At 61.3% G+C, this 19,539-nt stretch carries 18 protein-coding genes and 1 tRNA gene; 7 read left to right on the top strand and 12 right to left on the bottom strand.

What is annotated here, in order from left to right; translation table 11 throughout:
* Position 1 precedes the first annotated feature (1 nt).
* From AAD018_RS08120 to AAD018_RS08140, 5 genes are all read right to left on the bottom strand, one after another.
* Positions 2–601 (bottom strand): LysE family translocator, encoded by a 600-nt coding sequence (locus AAD018_RS08120; RefSeq protein WP_367314993.1) that lies wholly within the window; start codon positions 599–601, stop codon positions 2–4.
* Positions 598–2,013, bottom strand: coding sequence for an RtcB family protein (locus tag AAD018_RS08125; protein ID WP_367314994.1), 1,416 nt, complete (start codon positions 2,011–2,013; stop codon positions 598–600). The genes AAD018_RS08120 and AAD018_RS08125 overlap by 4 nt, the downstream gene beginning before the upstream one ends.
* 147 nt (positions 2,014–2,160) lie before the next feature.
* The gene (gene rpmA / locus AAD018_RS08130) at positions 2,161–2,430 is read right to left on the bottom strand and encodes a 50S ribosomal protein L27 (RefSeq protein ID WP_367314995.1); all 270 of its coding nucleotides are present in this window, start codon (positions 2,428–2,430) and stop codon (positions 2,161–2,163) included.
* 12 nt (positions 2,431–2,442) lie between these two features.
* Positions 2,443–3,183 (bottom strand): 50S ribosomal protein L21, encoded by a 741-nt coding sequence (locus AAD018_RS08135; RefSeq protein WP_367314996.1) that lies wholly within the window; start codon positions 3,181–3,183, stop codon positions 2,443–2,445.
* Positions 3,184–3,378: 195 nt separating this feature from the next.
* Positions 3,379–4,197, bottom strand: coding sequence for a DUF2059 domain-containing protein (locus AAD018_RS08140; protein ID WP_367314997.1), 819 nt, complete (start codon positions 4,195–4,197; stop codon positions 3,379–3,381).
* Between the two features lie 147 nt (positions 4,198–4,344).
* On the opposite strand from AAD018_RS08140, the gene AAD018_RS08145 reads away from it, so the two are divergent.
* A tRNA-Ser gene (locus tag AAD018_RS08145) sits at positions 4,345–4,434 on the top strand.
* 233 nt (positions 4,435–4,667) lie between these two features.
* Here the strand turns inward: AAD018_RS08145 and AAD018_RS08150 are convergent.
* The 6 genes from AAD018_RS08150 to AAD018_RS08175 are packed head-to-tail and all read right to left on the bottom strand — an operon-like array spanning position 4,668 to position 10,758.
* Complete coding sequence (locus tag AAD018_RS08150; RefSeq protein WP_367314998.1) at positions 4,668–5,330, bottom strand: class II aldolase/adducin family protein; 663 nt, start codon at positions 5,328–5,330, stop codon at positions 4,668–4,670.
* On the bottom strand, positions 5,327–6,466 hold the full coding sequence (locus AAD018_RS08155) for a Tm-1-like ATP-binding domain-containing protein (protein ID WP_367314999.1): 1,140 nt from the start codon (positions 6,464–6,466) through the stop codon (positions 5,327–5,329). The genes AAD018_RS08150 and AAD018_RS08155 overlap by 4 nt, the downstream gene beginning before the upstream one ends.
* Positions 6,466–7,329, bottom strand: a complete 864-nt coding sequence (locus AAD018_RS08160; RefSeq protein WP_367315000.1) for a carbohydrate ABC transporter permease — start codon at positions 7,327–7,329, stop codon at positions 6,466–6,468. Before AAD018_RS08160 ends, AAD018_RS08155 begins: the two co-directional genes overlap by 1 nt.
* Positions 7,326–8,243, bottom strand: a complete 918-nt coding sequence (locus AAD018_RS08165; RefSeq protein WP_367315001.1) for a carbohydrate ABC transporter permease — start codon at positions 8,241–8,243, stop codon at positions 7,326–7,328. Before AAD018_RS08165 ends, AAD018_RS08160 begins: the two co-directional genes overlap by 4 nt.
* Positions 8,244–8,303: 60 nt before the next feature.
* A complete protein-coding gene (locus tag AAD018_RS08170) occupies positions 8,304–9,644 on the bottom strand; it encodes an extracellular solute-binding protein (RefSeq protein ID WP_367315002.1) in 1,341 nt (446 codons plus the stop codon).
* Between the two features lie 34 nt (positions 9,645–9,678).
* On the bottom strand, positions 9,679–10,758 hold the full coding sequence (locus AAD018_RS08175; RefSeq protein ID WP_367315003.1) for an ABC transporter ATP-binding protein: 1,080 nt from the start codon (positions 10,756–10,758) through the stop codon (positions 9,679–9,681).
* A 144-nt stretch (positions 10,759–10,902) separates the two neighbouring features.
* Here AAD018_RS08175 and AAD018_RS08180 point away from each other — a divergent pair, with 144 nt between their 5' ends.
* From AAD018_RS08180 to AAD018_RS08205, 6 genes are all read left to right on the top strand, one after another.
* On the top strand, positions 10,903–11,556 hold the full coding sequence (locus AAD018_RS08180; RefSeq protein WP_367315004.1) for a GntR family transcriptional regulator: 654 nt from the start codon (positions 10,903–10,905) through the stop codon (positions 11,554–11,556).
* 98 nt (positions 11,557–11,654) lie between these two features.
* Complete coding sequence (locus AAD018_RS08185; protein ID WP_367315005.1) at positions 11,655–12,587, top strand: N-acyl homoserine lactonase family protein; 933 nt, start codon at positions 11,655–11,657, stop codon at positions 12,585–12,587.
* A 7-nt stretch (positions 12,588–12,594) separates the two neighbouring features.
* Positions 12,595–13,431: a TIGR01459 family HAD-type hydrolase gene (locus AAD018_RS08190; protein ID WP_367315006.1), complete on the top strand. Its 837-nt coding sequence runs from the start codon at positions 12,595–12,597 to the stop codon at positions 13,429–13,431.
* Positions 13,428–14,396, top strand: a complete 969-nt coding sequence (locus AAD018_RS08195; RefSeq protein ID WP_367315007.1) for a class II aldolase/adducin family protein — start codon at positions 13,428–13,430, stop codon at positions 14,394–14,396. Before AAD018_RS08190 ends, AAD018_RS08195 begins: the two co-directional genes overlap by 4 nt.
* Entirely contained in the window at positions 14,393–15,661 is a 1,269-nt protein-coding gene (locus AAD018_RS08200) for an FGGY-family carbohydrate kinase (RefSeq protein WP_367315008.1), read from the top strand. The genes AAD018_RS08195 and AAD018_RS08200 overlap by 4 nt, the downstream gene beginning before the upstream one ends.
* 374 nt (positions 15,662–16,035) lie before the next feature.
* A complete protein-coding gene (locus AAD018_RS08205) occupies positions 16,036–17,808 on the top strand; it encodes an AAA family ATPase (protein ID WP_367315009.1) in 1,773 nt (590 codons plus the stop codon).
* Between the two features lie 216 nt (positions 17,809–18,024).
* Here AAD018_RS08205 and glpK read toward each other — a convergent pair whose 3' ends face one another.
* Positions 18,025–19,521: a glycerol kinase GlpK gene (glpK, locus tag AAD018_RS08210; protein ID WP_367315010.1), complete on the bottom strand. Its 1,497-nt coding sequence runs from the start codon at positions 19,519–19,521 to the stop codon at positions 18,025–18,027.
* Positions 19,522–19,539 lie beyond the last annotated feature (18 nt).

The raw sequence follows: 19,539 nt of genomic DNA on the forward strand, positions 1-19,539 counted from the left end.
ATCACACACTCCCGATCAGGGCGTAGACGACGCTGGCCAGCGTCAGAAGGGCAAGGGCAGCCATCAGCCATCGCTCGGCGGGGCGGCCCGCGATGACCCGCGCGACGGTTTCTCCAGCGAAGGTCCAGAGCGGATGGAAGATCAATTGAACGATCAGAAGCGCAGCGGCTACCACGGCGGTTCCTAGCAGAGGCGTTGTGCCTTGCGGGATAAAGTTCGTGAAAATGCCTATGATCATTGCCCATGCCTTCGGGTTCAGGGGATGGACGATCAGACCCGCGATGAAGCTAGGTGGCGCGTCATCTGCCTGCCCGGGGCTCAGGCGCGTTCCCGCAATTCGCCAGGCGAGCCAGAGGATATAGGCCAGCGACGCCCATTTGAGCGCTGCGAAGACAAACGGCGCCTGCTCAGCCAAAGCCAGCAGGCCAAAACCTGCGGGCCAGATGATCAGCTGCTTGCCCAAGGCCACACCGGCCACGAACGGCACCGCCCGGCGCAGGCCGAAGCGCGCGCCGGTGGCCAGAAGAATCATATTGGCGGGACCGGGTGTCGCGACCTGAGAGGCCGCGAACACCATCAAAGGGGTGAGCGCGACGCTCACCGCCTTCTTGCCTCGTCTTCGAGCCGCGCCCGGGCCGCGTGCTTGGCCTGGGCCTTCTTGCGCCACGGCGCGTCCCGCTCCCAGTCGCCCGCCATGATTGAGCCGTAGGGTTCGATCTCGTCGACAACATCGGCCAGCTTGTAGCGGGCCATCTGATCGCGCACGGTTGCCGCAGGCTTGTAGGCCGAGGGCAATTCGGAGATGTCGACATTGCCGCTGTAGAAGCGCACGTCGAGGCCGTTTGTTTCCTCGGCGAAGATCTCCGCCTCGGTTCGCCCGCCCATGGCACGCTTATGCGCGGAACGGGAGTAGTTCCGCCCTGCCCCATGGGGCGCGAAGCCGAGGTTCACCTCGGTCGGATTGGACCGGATCAGCAGAACCGGCTCTGCCATGTTCAGCGGCACGATCTGAATGCCGCCGGTATCGGGCAGCATCTCGTCATCGATCGGGGTCGCGCCTTTGGCGTGCCAGTAGAGATCGCCTTTGCGGAAGACGAAGTTGTGTTCGTTCCAAAACCGATCTTTCATATCGGCATTCGCAATCCGCGCGGTGGCCGCGTGCAAGCAGTTATGGTTGGCCTTCGTCCACTTACGGATCAGCTGGAGGGCGTCCCAATAAGCCTCGCCTTCGGGACTGTCCGCCGGGATCCAGGCGTTCTGCTTAAGCACGCCTGTCGACAGCTCCTTGCGGAAGCGCTCGGCGTCTTTCATGCCAAGCTTGTAGAGACCCGCCCCCGGCCCGCGAGAGCCGTGATGCGTGACGAGACAGGTCGTTCCGTTCGCCTTGGAGCGGCCAACGAAGGCGAAATGGTTTCCGTCGCCTTGCGTGCCCAGATGCTCCTGAGCGGCCTGAAGGATCTTCTTGTCGCGCAGATACCCGTTCGCCCGGAAGGCGTCGTAGAGATCGGGCGACATCGTGTAGCGCATGCCATTCGGGCGGCCGCCAGGGCCGAAATGTGTTGCCTGATGGACCGCGTCGAGAATGTCCTTCGGCTCAGCATTTTCAAATTCGGTGATCATCACCGAACAGCAGATGTCGGCCGAATGCATCCCGGGATGGATCGCGTTCTGGGCCGCGACGACACCGCCGACGGGGATCGTCCCATCAGGTCCGGCCGGACAGGCATCGGGCATAACGGCGCCTGCACGCAAGGTGGGCGTGCGCATCAGCACGTCCATGCTCTGCCGGACCTTGTCGACATTCTCCTGCTCCAGCTCGGTCTCCGCCTCGAGGTTGAAGCGGATTGCGGGGGCATCCTGCAGGACGATGCGGGGCGCGGGCTTGTTGGCAGCCGCCCATGCGACGAGGGCATCGCCCTCGATCCCGTTGGCATTCACGTAAGCCAGAGCGCCAGCAAGGGCCTTGCCCTGCTCGAAGCCGAGGTCGATCAGATCGCGTCCGGTGACAGTCATTGTACTAGTCCATTCATTCCTCTTGGATTGATGCGCAGTTTCTTGCGCTTTGATGGACCGGACCCTGATTTTTCTATGTCAGAAAAAGAAAAGGACCGGCCCTTGGTGAGCCGATCCCTGGTTTTGTCTAAACCTTATGGTTTCGGCTTATTCCGCGGCCTCCTGGGCTGGAAGGACGGAAATGAAGGTGCGACCCTTTAGACCTTTGGCGAAGGACACGTTGCCCTCCACGGTCGCAAAGATCGTATGATCGCGGCCCATGCCGACGCCCTCGCCCGGCCACATCTTGGTGCCGCGCTGACGCATGATGATGTTGCCGGGAACCACGGATTCGCCGCCGAACTTCTTGACGCCAAGACGCCGACCTGCGGAGTCGCGGCCGTTACGGGAGCTACCGCCTGCTTTTTTATGTGCCATTGGTCTTTATCCTCAGTCTTTGGATGCGGCGGCGTATTCGGTTGCCTGCGCGATCCAGTTATCACGTTCGATGCGTCCTTTGAAGGACAGCTGATCATCCATATAAGCGACCTCTTCAGGGCCCCAGGCCATGATCTGGTCGAAGTGGAAGACGCCATTGGCGTGCAGCTTCTTCTCCAAAGCGGGGCCGACGCCGGAGATCTTCTTGAGATCATCGGCCTTGCCGTCGCGCGCTTCAGTCAGCAGGTTACCAGGCTTGGAAGTCGGGCCAGCTTCGGCGGTCTCGGTCTTGGCCGCGACCTTTTCCTTGGCCTTGCCGGTCGCGACACGCGCTTTCATCTCGGACTGCTCGCCGCGGTTGCCCGCGTAATCGCCCTTGTCGGACTTCACGCCAGTCCAGCCTGCAATGCCGGCACCGATCGCGGCCTTGACGCCGGACTTGTCGGCGCCGTTCTCGAGCAGATCGGTAACGCGCAAAAGCGTGAGCTGCTGGCGATGGCCCTTGGTGCGCTTGGAGCCATGCTTCCGGCGGCGCTTGACGAAGTGGATGACCTTCTCGCCCTTGATCTGCTCGATCACCTCAGCCTGCACGCCAGCACCTTTAACGAGGGGAGTGCCGATCGTGGAGCCGATCATGAGAACATCATTGAACTGCACTTTTTCGCCCGCATCGGCAGCAATCTTTTCCACGCGAAGCACGTCGCCGCTGGAAACCCGATATTGCTTGCCGCCGGTTTTGAGAACCGCAAACATCTATTTTTCCTTCATATCCCGCGTCTCTCGGGTTCCGCTTTGAGCGGTATTCGCGATCCTGATTGGATCACCCTCGGACAGCGCGCCCGTTCTAGGGCGTTCGTTGATCATATCGCAAAACGCGAAAGGCCCCGCTTTGCGAGGCCCTGCGGCTTATCGGGGCAAGGGATGGGTCTGTCAAGCCCCGTTCGCGGGTCAGATATCCTGACTTGTGATGGCCTGCGCCGCAGCACGTCCCAGGGCATAAGATGTCTGTTCGAAGAGCGGTTCGAAGGCGGCAAAGATCGCGCCATTGAGGGCAGATCCGGCGTCGGTTTCGCTGAGCGCGATATAGGCTTCGAGATCCTCTTCCTCGAGCGGTTGGTACGCCATCAGGAGGAAGGAATAGATCCATTCGGTCATGTCGGCACGGATCTCGCCCTCCTGGCTCCAGACGGAAGCGAGCATTTCCTGCTCGCCCATCATGGCGGAGGGATCCCCGCCGTCGGCAAGGCCGCGGAAGAAGGCGAGGCTGGAATTGAGCGCGCCCGCCACATTGCTGTCGATCAAATCATTGGTCGAGATGAACTGGTCAACTAACTGATATATCTCGCCATTTTCGGCAGCCATCTCGGATGCCGCGTTTTTGCTGGCCTCCTCGATCTCGTCATCAAGCATCGCGCGGCGGGCTCCAAGCTCGAGTGAGACGATGGTCTGGCCCGGCTCTGAGGCGAAGAAATCAAGGAGGATCTGCGCGTCTTCGTCGGACAGGTTCTCGGTGAAATTGGTGCGGACGGTTTCGATCATGGGATCGAGGGTGTAGATGCGGCCGACCTGGGCGTCCCAGCTGGTGCTGGGGCCACCTGCGAAGAGGGTTTCGCCCATATCCTCGGCCACGTCGAGCCCTTCGAGGCGAGCGATTTCAACGACTTGCGGCAGGTCGAGCATCTCGTAGAGCTGCATCTGAACCGATTGGGCAGAGGCGGCGGTGGATGTGCCGAATGCGAAGGCAAGAGCTGTCAAATGGCGGATCATGGCAATCTCCTTGGGAGCGTGTTGGCCAGATATGTAAGGGATTGCGGGCGGTTAGCCAATGTTTCAAACGCAGACGTGAAAGGGGTCGGCAAGAATCGGTTGCACCTTAGGGGTTGCTCTTTTATGCCGCGCGGCACGATCCTTCGCGGAGAGGTGCCGGAGTGGTCGAACGGGGCGGTCTCGAAAACCGTTGTGGGTGCAAGCCCACCCAGGGTTCGAATCCCTGTCTCTCCGCCATAAGGCATTGTTTACCCATCACAATTAGATCCGCTCGACCGGCGCCGCAGCTGCGGACGAACTGCGCGATGTCGCAGGATGCGCCCTGCCAGTGGCCTAGACGTTAACGGGGCCGAGCTGCGACATTTTGGCAGTTCGGTATCCCGTCGGTATTACGTCGGTATCTGGTCGGTGGATTTTCGGCATGACCCCGCATTAACACAGCGCACGCCGAAAGCCCCGCGCAACGGGGTTCAGCCTGCGCGCGCTTCGGCAGCGGTGCCGTATTGCGGCAGGTCGGCCTGGGTCTTGCCGTGGGCGGCCATGAGCGTGTCACGGACGAAAGCGATATGCGCGGTCTCTTCGATGATCTCGGCCAGATACTGCGCCTTGGTGAGTGTCGGCCCCACCCCGATGGTGCCGTGATTGGCGAGGACGGCGGCGCGGATGGAAGGGTCCTTGAAGACCGGGCTGATCTCGACCTCGGTCTGAGGGCCGCCATTGGCGGAGAGCGGGATCAGAGGCATGCGTCCGATCTTTTCAATAGTCTGGACGGTCAGGCAGGGGATTTCGAGACCCGCGCTGGCAAAGCCGGTCGCCCAGGGGCTGTGACAATGGACGATGGCGTTGATGTCGGGCCGGATCCGGTAGAGATCGAGATGGAAGTCGAGATCCTTGGACGGCTTGAAGGAGGACGGCTCGATCGTGCCATCCAGATGCACGACCTGAAGATTGTCGCGGGTGCATTCGGCAAAGCCGACGCCAGAGGGCTTGATGACGATGGCATCCGCCCCGCTGAGCCGGATCGAGAGATTACCGCCCGCATTGGTCTGAAGGCCAAGATCGAAGCAGCGGCGGGCGGACCAGATGAGGGCGTCCTTCTTGGCTTCGATATCGTTGGGGTCGAGAGCGGTCATGCGGGTTCCTTTGCCATGAGATCGGACAGGGCCTGTGCCGCGTGATGGGCGCAGGCGGGATCGTTGATATGAGCGTCGATCCGTTCGACGGGATCGCCGAGGGCGGCATCGAGCGTATCGGCGAAGATGCGGCGCAGATCGGCATCCTCGAGAGCGCCGCCGGGGCGGTCCTCGTGAGAGAAGCCGCCCATGGGGATGACGACCCGGCGCGGGCCGGTGCCTTCCGACAGGGCCGCGGCGAGGATCGTGGCGCAATGGACCGCCTCGTCGGCGGTGCATTTGACATGGGTGAAAAGCGGCGAGTGGCTATAGTGGGGCCGGGCGCGATAGGCGTCGGGCATCAGATGCGGCTCTCCCACGCCGATGAAGTTCACGCCGCCGGTCAGGATCACGCGCGGCAGGTCCTTATAGGCGGTGAAACGCGTTGGCATGGCGGTATGGACGCCCGCCACGTGGAGGCGGGTCAGCTCGTGCGGGGTGTAGTCGATGACGGCCTTGAAGGCCCCTGCCCCGCACCACCGAGCGAAGGCCGCACCGCCAAAGCCGTTGGCATGAAAGACGGTCGGCTCTTCCCCGGCGGCTTGAAGATCCTTGATGAGAACATCCGTGCCCGGACCGGTGACGCCGAGGGCGGTGATGCCGATGGAGGGCTGGATGCTGGCGGGACCGGTGGGCAGGCTGGCATCGTAGAGACCGCGCAGGATGGCAGCGGCCCGGTCGAGCGCCTGGCGCACCGTGGCATTGAGGCCCGACAGATCGGCCATGGTGGGCACGAGGATGATTGCATTGTCGGCCAGCGCGTAACGCGGATCGAAGGGCAGCGTGGAGACAAGGACCTTCGGCATTTCGATGGGCATCTCGCGCAGGACACGAAGGGCAATCTGCCCGCCGGTGCCGCCACCGATGGCCGCGATCATGCGGCGGCCCTCCTGTGGGGCGGTCTGGATCCAGTCGAGCGCGCCTGCCGCGGCACGCTCCATCGCGGCGATCTTGTCGTCGCCGGACCAATGCTCTCCCTCGGCCCTAAGCGAGATATCGCAGCGCTCTGTCGGCACGCCGAGGGCCGTGAGCGCATCCATGAGATACTCGGCCTCTTCCAGCTTGGTATCATAGGTGGCCAGCAGCAGAACGCTCATCAGCCCTTGACCGCTCCTGCGGTCATTCCGGTGATGATCTGGCGCGAGGCGACGAGCGTGAAGAGGATCGGCGGGATCGCGAGCAGCATGCCTGTCGCCATGATCACGCCCCAGTCGATCTCGAACTCGGTCAGGCTGTTGACGATGGTCACGGGCACCGTGCGGGTGCTGCGATCGGCAAGCGCGTTGGCCAGCAGGAACTCGTTCCAGGCGATGCGGAAGGTGAAGATCGAGGCGGCAGCCAATCCCGGCTTGATGAGCGGCAGGACGACGAGGAAGAAGACCTGGAAGGGGCCGGCGCCATCCATGCGCGCGGCCTCTTCCAACTGGATCGGCACCTGTACAATGAAACTCTGTAAGATCCAGATCACGAATGGCAGGTTCATTGCGACATAGATCAGGATGATCCCGGCGCGCGTTCCGTCGATGCCGAACTGGAAGGTCCAGATCCCGAAGACCGGGACGAGCAGGACGGCGGGCGGGACCATGCGCATCATCAGCGTCGTGAGCGATACGGTATCGCGGCCCATAAAGCGGAAGCGGACCAGCGCATAGGCGGCCATCGTGCCGATGATAAGCGTCAGCGCGGTCGAGATGATCGAGATGATCAGCGAATTGACGAGCGCGCGGCCGAAGGTCGGATCGCAGCGGTCGACATGGGCCGGCTCGTACCAGAGCATGTCGCAGAGCGCGGTTTCGTAATTGCGGATCGTCGGCATGAAGATCAGGCCCGACGTGTCCGACATGATGTCCACGTTCAGCTTGAGCGACGTGATGAGCATCATCAGGATCGGGCCGATCGCCATGAGGATCAGCACGGTCAGCAGCGCGTAGAAGGCGGGGTTCTGGCGGTCCTGGGTCATGCGGCCTCCTCGGCGGCGGCGCGCAGGCGGGCCGCGCGCAGCTCGGCCGCCTTGCCGTAGAGATACATCGCCACGGTCAGGACCAGCAGCAGGATAAGCAGGAAGTTCGACATGGCTGCGGCCACGCCAAGCTCGCGGAATTCGGAGGCCGTTCGGGCGATGCGGAGCGACAGGATCTCGGTCGACAAACCCGGGCCGCCATTCGTCAGAACGAGGATCACCTCGAGCACCTTGAAGGCGTCGATCAGGCGCAGGAGGGCTGTGACGATCAGGACGGGCATCATCAGCGGCAGCTTGACGTAGAGGATCGTCTGCCACGGGCTTGCCCCGTCGATGCGGCTGGCTTCGATCGCCGATTGCGGCAGCGATTGCAGCGCGGCGAGCGAGAGGATGAAGATGAAGGGCGTCCACTGCCAGACATCGGCGATGATGATCGATGTGAAGGCCCAGCCCCCGTCCGAGAGCCAGGGAACCGAGCTCAGGCCGATGTTTTCGAGCGTGCGGTTAAAGATGCCGACGGTGGGGTGGTACATGTAGCGCCACATCAGGCCCACCACGATGGGGGCGATCATCATCGGCAGAATGAAGAGCGTGCGCAGGATCGACATGCCGCGCAGGTTGCGGTCGAGCAGGAGCGCGAGGCCGACGCCGAGGACCATCTCGAGCGTGACGACGATGGCGGCGAATTTGATCGTGACCCCGAAGCTTTCGCGGAAGGCGGCGTCGCCCAGAAGGTTGACGTAGTTGCGCAGACCGACCCAGTCGGCCTCTCCGATGCGCTGGCTAGGGTTCCAGTCCAGAAAGCTCGCATAGATCATGTAGCCGATCGGATAGAGAAGCGCCGCCACCAGGACGATCCCGGCGGGCGCCAGGAAGAGGTAGGGCGTCATCCGGTTGGCGAGCGCGGTTTTCATGGGCATCCCATCAGGCAGGCGGGGGATGGCAGGGCGACGAGGCCGCCCTGCCCGTTTGGTTTAGTTCCAGGTGTAGTAGCCAGCCTCGTCCATGATGGCGCGGCTGCGTTCGGCGACGCCGTCAAGGCCTTCTTGCACGTCCAGATCCTCGGTGATGATCTGGCTGAGCGTGGTGCCCAGATCGGCGTTGATCTTGCCCCAGGTGGGGATGATCGGGCGCCAGTCGGGGTCGGCATATTGCAGCGCTTCGCCGAAGGTCGCCGCGTAGGGATATTTGGCATTCAGCTCTGCGTTCTCGTAGGTCGAGAAGCGCGAGGGGTTGCCGCCTTCCATAGCGATCATCAGGTCGGCCTCTTTCGAGGTCAGCCACTGCATCAGGAGAAACGCCGCTTCCTTGTTCTGGGCGTTCTTGGGGATGGCGATGCCGAAGCCGCCGGTCTGGGAGGCGCGCTTGACGCCTTCGGGGTGGAGCGCCCAGCCGACATTGCCGACGACTTGGCTGTTGGTCTCGTCCTCGAATGTCGCGGCGAAGGCGATGCTGTCGAGGAACATGGCGTAGTCCCCTTGCGCGAAGGCCGCGGCAGCTTCGGACGGGCCGAAGGTCTGGCTGCCTTCGATGCCGCAATCGACGATGGATTTCAGCGCGTTAGCCGCCTCGACGCCTGCTTCGTTGTTGACGATCGGCTCCCAGGCGTCATCGAAGATGCCGCCGCCCAGAGGGTTCAGGTGCAAAAGGAAGGCGTGGCTCGCCTGGTGACCCGAGGCCGCGCGGGAGGCGAGACCGCCCATGCCCGGCTCAAGCTCGGGGATCTGGCAGGCCAGTTCCAGAAGCGCGTCATAGGTCTCGGGCACTTCGAGCCCGTGCTTTTCGAAGATGTCCGTGCGGTAGCCCAGAACGGAGGTCTCGGAGCCGAAGGGGATGCCGTAAAGCGATCCGGTCGGTCCCGGCAGATAGCCCTTCTGACCGCCCGCGACGCCGATATTCTGGACGTAGCCGTCGATGAGGTCGGCCGCATCATAGTTCGGATCGGCCAGTTTGGGGTTCATGAAGTAGCGAGCCAGATTCTCCAGCTGGTCGGCAAAGACATAGTCAGCCTTGGAGAAGACGACGTAGGAGATGAGGTCGTAATCGCCCTCGTCCTTAGTCAGCTCCAGCGTCTGGCGCTCGCGCATTTTGAGATATTGCAGCTGGTCGACCTCGACCTCGATGCCGGTCTGTTCGGTAAATTCGGGCAGCACCTTCATCGCCGCGTTGTAATGCGGGTGGGCCGGGAAGTTCACGACGAGCGTGGTTCCGGCATAGGGCTGATAGGGCGCGGGCACGTCCTGGGCCGCGGCGATAGAGCCGAGCGAGACGCTGGCGGCCAGGGCGGCCGCGCAGGTTTTGAAGGTCAAAGTCATGTCATCCTCCCAGATGGTTTTGGCGTGAGACGCGTCACAGCGCGGCCTCGGTTTGTGGATCGAAGAGGTGCAGTTCCTCGCGTTCGATCGTGAAGTGACGGGTCTCTCCGATGCGGACGGGTTCGAGCGAATTGAGCTCGATCGTGACCTGCTGGCCGCCGAGTTCGGAGATAAGAACGGATTGCGCGCCGATATATTCCGATAGGACAATCGGCATTTCGATGGCGCCGGGCGCATCGGATTCGACAAAGCCGCTGGGGCGCACGCCCAGATGGACGTTCTGGTTGGTATAGCTTTTCAGGCTCGCGCTACGTTCTGCCGAAAGCGGAACAGAGAACCCCTGCCCTTCGACATGGAGCGTGCCGCCGTGATCGCGCAGCTCTGCGGGAAGAAAGTTCATCGGCGGCGAGCCGATGAAGCCCGCGACGAACTTGTTCTGCGGCTTGCGGTACAGCTCTTCGGGGGTGCCGGCCTGCATGATCTTGCCGAATTTCATCACCACGATGCGGTCGCCGAGTGTCATCGCCTCGACCTGGTCGTGGGTGACGTAGATCATGTTCTTGTTGATGCGCTGGGACATCAACGCCAGCTCGCCGCGCATCTGGCCGCGCAGCTTGGCGTCGAGGTTCGAAAGCGGCTCGTCAAAGAGGAACGTGCCCGCATCGCGCACGAGAGCGCGGCCCATGGCAACGCGCTGGCGCTGGCCGCCCGAGAGCTCCGCCGGTTTGCGCTGAAGGTGGTCGGTCAGGCCGAGGATCTCGGCGGTTTCGCTGACGCGCTTGTGGATCTCGTCCTTGTGATAGCGTGCGAGGCGCAGCGCGAAGGACATGTTTTTTGCAACGTTCATATGGGGATAGAGCGCGTAGTCCTGAAAGACCATCGCCAGGTCCCGCTCTTTCGGCTCGAGCCGGGAGACGTCGCGGTCGCCGATCATGATGCGGCCCTCGGTGACCACCTCGAGCCCCGCGATCATGCGCAGGGTCGTGGATTTACCGCAGCCCGAGGGGCCGACAAGGACCGTGAATTCTCCATCCTCCATCGAGAGGTTGAGATCCTCGATCACAGTGACCGCGCCATAATCCTTGCGCAGATTTTCCAGCCTGATCTCGGGCATAGATCCCCTGTCTCCCTCACGTCTCGCGAAAAGAGCGCATAGTTTGTATGCAAAAGCAACGCAAAATATCCATAAAGGTGGATTACATTTGGTTTCCGCCGGTTCTGCTGATATGGGTAAGGCTGATCTTGGAAGGAATGACTGGTGGACGGGTCAGAAAAACCGCCGCGCGGATCGGCCGCGCACCGTGTCGAGGCCGCCTTGCTCGAGGAGATCGCGGCAGGCGGGATCGCCGCGGGAGAGCGGCTGGACGAGACCCGGCTGGCCGAGCGGTTCGGCGTCTCTCGTACCCCGATCCGCGAGGCGCTGAGCCGACTTGCAGCGCAGGGCGTTCTGGAAAGCGGCGAGGGTCGCGGGATGCGGGTCGCGCAGTATTCCCGCGAGGAACTGGCCCAGATGTTCGAGGCCATGCACGAGATAGAAGCCTTATGTGCAAGGCTTGCCTCGCAACGGCTGACGCTTTTGGCGCGCTCGCAGATCGAGGTGGCGCAGGCCGAATGCAAGGCGGCGGCAGAGGCGGGCGACCTGCCCCGCTATCTGCGCGCGAACGAGGAGTTCCACCTTTCCATCTATCGTGCGATCGAAAACCCCTACATCTTCGAGATCGCGGCGGATTTCCGGCGCCGGACCGGTCCGTTCCGCGCCAAGAAGTTCGCGGATGCCGGGGATCTGGTTGCCTCTGCCGAGAGCCATGACGATCTGCTCGAAAAGATCTTTTCCGCCAACTCCAACATCGCCGCCGAAGGTATGCGCCAGCATATGGCGGCGAGCTTTCTGCGAGTTCTGGCGGCGAATTGAGGGGCTGACCCCGCAATTTTGGGCCTGTAGCGGTTTCACTGTAGACAGAGGGTATTTTCTGTATACAAATCTCCGGGAATTGACCTGGAGGGCCCTCGATGGGAATCGCTGACACCAAGATTTATCCGATCAATACTGGCTGGCTCGAGGCCGACCTTGGTACCTATATTTTCTGGAAGGGCCCGGCGGGCCAGAAGATCTGGAACCCCTGTTATTGCTATTACGTCGATACCGGCGAGCATAAAATCCTGATCGATACGGGCCTGTGCGACGAGCCGCGCGCCACCAAGTACCACCATAAATGCGAAAAGCGCGGCTGCACCGAAGTGCATAAGCACCTGCCCGAGAAGCTGGGCGTGCAGCCCGAGGAGATCGACGCGATCATCTTCACGCATCTGCATTGGGACCACGTGCAGAATATGCGCGAATTTCCGAACGCGCGCTACATCGCGCCGCGCAAGGAGATGGTGATGGCCTACAATCCCCTGCCCCTTTACTATCGCACCTACGAAAGCCCGATCCTCGGGATCGAGCCGGCCTATGCGGGCTGCGCCTTCGAGCTGATCGACGAGGAGACGGAGGTCTTCCCGGGCATCACCATGTTCCACACGCCGGGCCATTCGGTCGGGCATATGGCCGTGACGGTGACGACCTCGGCGGGTGATATCGTGGTGGCGGGGGACGCGATCTTTCAGGCGCGCAACCTTGAGCCCAACGAGGAAGAGAAGTGGCGCTACTGGGTGCCAGCGCGGTTCGTCAATTCGGTCGATGGCTGGCAGTCGGTCGAGGAGATTGACAAGCGGGCGGATTACATCCTCGCCTGTCACGACAAGGCTTGCGGCGATCACGAGGTCTATCCGTTCGAGGGCATGAAGCTGCGCGAGCGGCGCAAGCATATCCCGGGCTTTGCCTTCTATTTCGGGGATATGCCGGCCGGGACATCGGATAAGACGGCGTCTGCGCTGGCCCCGGAGGAGGTCGAGGGATATTTGGCCGGTCTCGAGGCGCCCAAGCCCGACGAGCCGCGCTAGACGCCTGATGACACGGCTGATCCGCAGCCTGTCCGAGATCACCGATCAGATCGATGCGATCGTTCTGGATCAATGGGGCGTGCTGCATGATGGCAGCGCGCCCTATCTGGGTGTGCCGGACGCGTTGGCGAAGTTAGATCTGCCCTTGGCGGTGCTGTCGAATTCGGGAAAGCGCGCGGATCTGAACGCCGCGCGGATGGAGGCGATGGGCTATCCGCCTGCGCTGTTTATGGCAGTGATGACCTCTGGCGAGGCGTTGTGGCAGGATTTCGAGGCCGGGCGGATCGAGGCCGAGAAGGTTCTGGCTATTACTGGATCGGATGGCGATGCGGAGCGATGGGCCGAAGGCCTGCGATTGACCCTGACCGACCGCGTTGAAGAGGCCGACGCGGTTCTGCTGATGGGCCTTCCCGAAGATGGGGCGACGATCGCTCAGCAGCGCAAGATCGACAAGGCACGGCAGTCAGGGCTGACGCTTTACTGCTCGAACCCCGATCGAGGTTCGCCTCGGGCCGACGGGCGGATTGTCCCCTCTCCCGGTGCGGTTGCGCATGACTATCGCGAGCGTGGCGGCGAGGTCGTCTTTTACGGAAAACCCCATCGTCCGGTCTATAGTGCGCTCGAGCGGGTGCTGGACTGTCCACCGAGGCGGATCCTTATGGTCGGCGACTCGCTGGAACACGATATCGCGGGCGCAACCGGCGCGGGCTGGCAGTCTGCTCTGGTGCTGGGCGGGCTCCATGCGGCGTCGTTTCGGTCCGATGATCCGCTCGGCGATCTCGATCTGCTTGTGGCTGAAAGCGGGTATCCTCCGCCCGATTACATGATCGAGGTGGTTGCATGACGGCGGGCGCGCTTCCTTCCGATTTTGTGTCCTATTCCGCGAAATGGGGAGCCGACCCTCTGCGCATTCAGGGCCCCGGGGGGAACACCTCGATCAAGATCGGGGAGGTGATGTGGATCAAAGCCTCAGGGATGGAGCTGGGCCAAGCGCTCGAGCGCGACGTCTTCGTCCCGGTGAACCGGGCAGCAGCCTTGGCCGAGGCGCACGGCGCCGGTGACGGCACCTGCAAGGCGGCGGTGATCGGGCAGACCGGTCTGCGACCCTCGATCGAGACGACGTTTCATGCGATGCTCGACTGGGATGTCGTGGCCCATACCCATTCGGTGGCGACGATTGCGCATGCGATCTCGCCGGACGGGCTGCAGATCGCACGGGATCTTCTGAGGGATTTGCCCGTCGCCTTTGTGCCCTATGCCAAACCCGGCCTGCCGCTGACTGCGCAGATTGCACAGACCGTCAGCGCCGAGACGCAGGTCATCGTTCTGGGCAATCACGGTCTGATCTGCTGCGGATCGGAGCCCGGCGAGGTGGCCGATCTGATGGACGAGGTCGAACGGCGATTGACGCGCCCTGCCCTTGGGATGACAGCGGACATGCCTGTTGCGGCACCTCCAGATGAGTTCATCTGGGTGCCGGAGGTGGGACGGCTGGCGCTGGAGGCGCGGCTGCGCGATCTGGCCTGTTCCGGCTCGCTTTATCCCGATCACGTGGTGTTTCTGGGACCAGGCCTGCCCCGCGCGCCGATGGCGGACGCGCCGGTTGCCGTTCTGAAGGGGCAAGGCGTGGCGCTGCGCAAGGATGCGACGTCGTCGCAGCGGGCCATGCTGATCTGTCTTGCGGATGTTCTGGCGCGGCTGGATCCGGCTTGGGCGGTCTCTCCGATCGGAGCTGAGGCTGAGGCGGAATTGCTCGACTGGGATGCCGAAAAGTACCGGCAGGCATTGGCCGCGCGGGGACCGGCATGAGCTATGCCTTGGGCATCGATATCGGCACCTCAGGCGTGCGCACGGCCGTCCTGGACGATCAGGCGCGCGTGGTGTCGACCGCGCGAGCGGCGCATGTGGCGCGAGCTGGTGATGAGGTCCGGGCCGAAGATTGGTGGGCCGCTGTGGCGCAGTGTCTGGAGCGGCAGGTTGCGGGGTTGCGTGAGGAGGGGGTTGATCCGCGGGCGATTCGGCGGGCTGCGATTGATGGCACGTCGGGGAGTATAGTGCTAACGGGTGCAGATCTGGCGCCGGTGACGCAGGGATTGTTGTATAATTCCAAAGGGTTTGACGCTGAAGCGGGGCAGATTGCCGCAGTGGCTCCGGAGGGGCATATCGGGCGTGGAAGCGCGTCTGCCCTGGCCAGGTTCTTGCGGCTTCATGGACAAGCCGAGGGCGCTAAGTGGTTGATGCATCAGGCGGATTTCGTTCTGGCGCAGCTGACGCGCAAGGGCGGGATCTCGGATCAGAACAATGCGCTGAAGACCGGCTATGATGTGGAGGGCGAGTGCTGGCCGGACTGGTTCTCGGAGCTGGGGATTTCGGCAGAGATGCTGCCCGAGGTTCATCCGGCGGGCGCCGAGGTTTCGCTTATAGATCAGGAGGTTGCGGCGCGGTTCGGGTTGTCGCCGGAGCTGATGTTCCATGCGGGGACAACCGACAGCATCGCCGCATTCCTTGCGTCGGGAGCGCGGGATGTGGGGGACGGGGTGACGTCTCTGGGGACCACTTTGGTGGTTAAGGTGTTGACTTCAAAGCGAATTGAGGCGGCGGAGCTGGGGCTTTATTCGCACCGGCTGGGCGAGATGTGGCTGGTCGGCGGGGCGTCGAATACGGGCGGAGGGGTGCTTTTGGAGCACTTCACGCCGGAGGAGATCGCGGCGCTGAGCAAGCAGATCGATTCGGGGACGCAGAGCGGTCTGGATTACTATCCGCTGACGGCGCCAGGGGAGCGGTTTCCGGTGAACGATCCGGATCTGGCGCCTCGGATGACGCCCCGGCCTGAGGATAACGCCTTGTTCCTGAAAGGGATTTTCGAGGGGATCGCGCGGATCGAGGCAGAGTGCTATGGCGCGATCGAACGGCTCGGCGGGCCCTCTGTGGCGCGCGTTTTCACGGCGGGCGGCGGGGCGGCGAACCCGGTCTGGACCGAGATGCGGGCGCGGGTCCTGGGGCGTCCGGTGCTGCGCGCGGAGCAGACGGAAGCGTCGGTCGGCGCGGCGCGTCTGGCGATGGGGCTGATCTGAGAGGACGGCCCGGACAGCTCTGGTTAACGGGCGAAATCGGGGGTGCGGTATCCGGTCGGTATCGCGTCAGTATCTGGTCGGTGGATTCACGCAAGTTGGGGAGGTTAAGGCTCCGCCCGTTGCTTCGGGGGGTGTGAGCTGTGGACAATGGGTGTGGGTGAGGTGGGTTTGTTGTGGGTTTGGGGATGTTGCGGTTTGGGGTGCCGAGGGGTCGATTCTTTCGGTAGGAATCGTCGGAGATGCCTGTCTCTGGCTGATGGGAGGCTTCTTCGGGGCGTGTCTAGGCCAAGACGTTAGTAAGATGCCAAACTTCCTTCCGTTGCAAGCCCGCAATGTACTAAACATTTTTAGATGAAAACGAGCTAGGGTCCAAAATGTACGTCAAAAACACTCTCATCATCAACAGTGGCCCACTAGCAGATCTAAACTTGGCATTCGAATTTAATAACACCGGCGCACCAAAGCCGATGGTAATTGTTGGAGTCAATGGATCAGGAAAGTCTAACTTTTTAGCCTTCATGACTGATGCCCTAATTGAAATTGCAGTCAAAAAATTTATTGATGTCGCACCTAGGAATGATCGCGGAGGTCATGTATGGTATCGCGTAATTGGCAGCGCAACTGTTCGGACAGGTAGCCAGTATGAATTAGCCCTTATTCGATTTGAAGAAGGCACACATCACTTAACGTACTTGAGCAAATGCGGCCAGCTCGAGAAAGATGATATTCAGGAAAAACTTATAGATTTTCCGCAAGCTCCTAACTGGACAAAGGAAGGCAGCCATAAAATTGTTAATGGTGCAGAAGACGAAATTGAGAGGATATTCTGGGATGGCTGCTATGTAAGCTTTCCAACAAATAGAGCGGAATCGCCGTACTGGTCTATTAATAATGAGAAAATAGACGATTCTCTTTTTGTTGATCGATATGAGAATCTTCTTCGACAGCCTATCTTAGTTCAATCAAGCCTTAATGAGATTCGCCCTTGGCTCGTTGATGTACTATTTGATCAGATGATTGATAGTGCTGCAATGTTTATGGAGCCCAACGAGCAAGCTATTGCAATAAGAAGGGCCACTCGGAATTACGTCGCATTATCCAATATAAATTCTCTCCTAGGGAAGATACTTGGTAGACCAAATGCGAGGCTGGTTCGGACTGGAAGATATGCTGGCACTAGGAAGTTAATGGTAGTCGATCGTGATGAGGTACTACTACCAAGCTTAGACGCGTTTTCTTCTGGACAATCGATGTTATTTGGGATCTTTGCGACAATATTACGCTACGCCGATGGAAGCGGCATCCCTAAATCTATGCATGATATGCAAGGCATTGTGGTGATTGATGAGGTAGATGCGCACCTTCACGCAGACCTTCAACATGACATTCTTCCAAATCTTATAAGTCTCTTTCCAAAGATTCAGTTCATCGTGTCAGCTCATTCGCCATTGTTTCCCCTCGGCATGGACAAACTTTTCGGTGAAGATAACTTTACGTTGGTTGATTTTCCTAGTGGAAGAAAAATTGGTGTTGAGCGATTTTCTCAATTCGATAAGGCATTCCAATATCTATCTAGAACAAAACGCTTCGAGGTAGATTTCAATAGAAGAATCTCAGAAGCCACTCAACCTCTTCTTATCGTTGAAGGCGCGATAGATATCGATTACATAAAAAAGGCAGCTGAGCGGCTTAATAAGACTGAGGTTTTAGAAAAGTTCGAAATTTTGGATGGTAATGGCTTTAAGGGTCTAGATAAGATATGGAAAAACATGCAGCACGAAAGATGGACAAATATAGCTCAAACCGTCTTATTATTATATGATTGCGACGTAAATTACAAGAATAATAGATCTGGACGAGCCCTGCAAAAAACAATCCCGAAGCAGGAGTCCATTATAGATAAAGGAATTGAGAATCTTTTTACTACAGAAACAATAAGGAAGGCTCGGCAGCACAGGGTGGAATTTATTGACCACGCAGCTGCTTCAAGCACTACCATTCGTGGGGTAGAATCTAGAACTCTTGAAGAGTGGTCAGTTAACAAAGATGAAAAGAGGAACCTTTGCAACTGGCTATGTGAAAATGGTACCGCTGCTGATTTTGATCGATTCTCGATAGTTTTTGATATCCTTGAAAAACACGTCTGACTCAAGGATTGCGCTGCTGCTACTAAATATCAAGAAACGCGCATTGAAATCGAGGCCCCGGCTCAAGGCCGGGGCGGCGTGGGGAGATGGGCTGGGGTCGCGGCGCAGCCAAGGCGGTTTCGGGATGTGGGCTGGGGTCAGGGCTCGGCGGGGGTGGTGCTCGGGAGGCGGGTCCGAGGGCAGTTGACGTAGCCAGCGGCGCGGGGTGGGTCCGGGTTAGGGCGCGCGCTCCGTCAGCGTCCGCCCTACCGCGTCTTTCCAGCCGGCGTAGCGGCGCTCTCTTGTGGCCTCGTCCATGGCGGGCTCGAAGCGTTTGTCTTGTTGCCATTGCTCGGCGAAGGCGTCGGGGCCAGGGTAGAGGTCCGCTTGCATGCCGGCGAGCCAGGCCGCTCCCAAGGCAGTCGTTTCGCGGATGACGGGGCGGTCGGCGGGAGCTCCGGTGATGTCGGCGAGGAACTGCATGGTCCAGTCGGAGGCCGTCATGCCTCCGTCGACGCGCAGGACCTCGGGGCCGCCATCGGTCTGCCAGTCGGCCTGCATCGCCTCGAGCAGGTCGCGGGTCTGGAAGCCGACGCTTTCGAGGGCGGCGCGGGCCAGCTCGGCCGGGCCGGAATTGCGGGTGAGCCCGTAGATGGCCCCGCGCGCCTCGGCATCCCAGTAGGGCGCGCCGAGGCCGGTGAAGGCGGGGACGAGGTAGAGCTCCTGGGTCCGGTCGGCGGTCTCGGCGAGCGGCTGGGTCTCGGCGGCGTCGCGGATGATCCTGAGCCCGTCGCGGAGCCACTGGACAACGGCGCCGGCGATGAAGATGGCGCCTTCGAGGGCATAGGTGGGTTTGCCGTTGAGCTGGTAGGCGATGGTGCCGAGCAGGCGGTTCTGGCTGGCGACGAGGGTGCCCCCGGTGTTGAGGAGCGCGAAGCAGCCGGTGCCGTAGGTGGATTTGAGCATGCCGGGTTTGAAACAGGCCTGGCCGAGGGTGGCGGCCTGCTGATCGCCCGCGACGCCGAGGATCGGGATCTCACGCCCGAAGAGATCGGCGCGGGTGGTGCCGAAGCGGGCGGCGCTGTCCTTGACCTCGGGCAGCATGGAGAGCGGGATGCCGAGGCGCTCGCAGATCGTGGCGTCCCAGCGGCCCTCGCGGATGTTGTAGAGCATGGTGCGGGCGGCATTGGTGGCGTCGGTGACGTGGGAGGCGCCGCCGGTGAGCTTCCAGATGAGGTAGCTGTCGACCGTGCCGAAGGCGAGCTTGCCGTCCTTGGCCTTTTGCAGGGCGCCGTCCACATTTTTCAGGATGTAACGGGCCTTGGTGCCGGAGAAGTAGGGATCGGCGAGCAGGCCGGTGCGGTGGGTGATCTGGGGCTCGAAGCCCTCCTCGCGCAGCTCGTCGCAGAAGGCGGAGGTGCGGCGGTCCTGCCAGACGATCGCGTTGTGGATCGGCTGGCCGGTCTCGCGGTCCCAGACGAGCGTGGTCTCGCGCTGGTTGGTGATGCCGATGGCGGCGATGTCCTCGGGGCCAATCCCGGCGCGTTCGATGGCGCCGCGGCAGGTGGAGGCGGTGGTGGACCAGATATCGGCGGGATCGTGTTCGACCCAGCCGGAGCGGGGGAAATGCTGGGGGAACTCCTCCTGCGCCATGGCTTTGACCTGGCGGGTCTCATTAAAGAGGATGGCGCGCGACGAGGTGGTACCCTGGTCGATGGCGAGGATGTGGGTCATGTGGAAGCCTCCCTGTCT

Origin of the sequence: Aestuariibius insulae, assembly GCF_040783535.2 — a bacterium.
GTDB classification, from domain to species: Bacteria; Pseudomonadota; Alphaproteobacteria; order Rhodobacterales; family Rhodobacteraceae; genus Aestuariibius; species Aestuariibius insulae.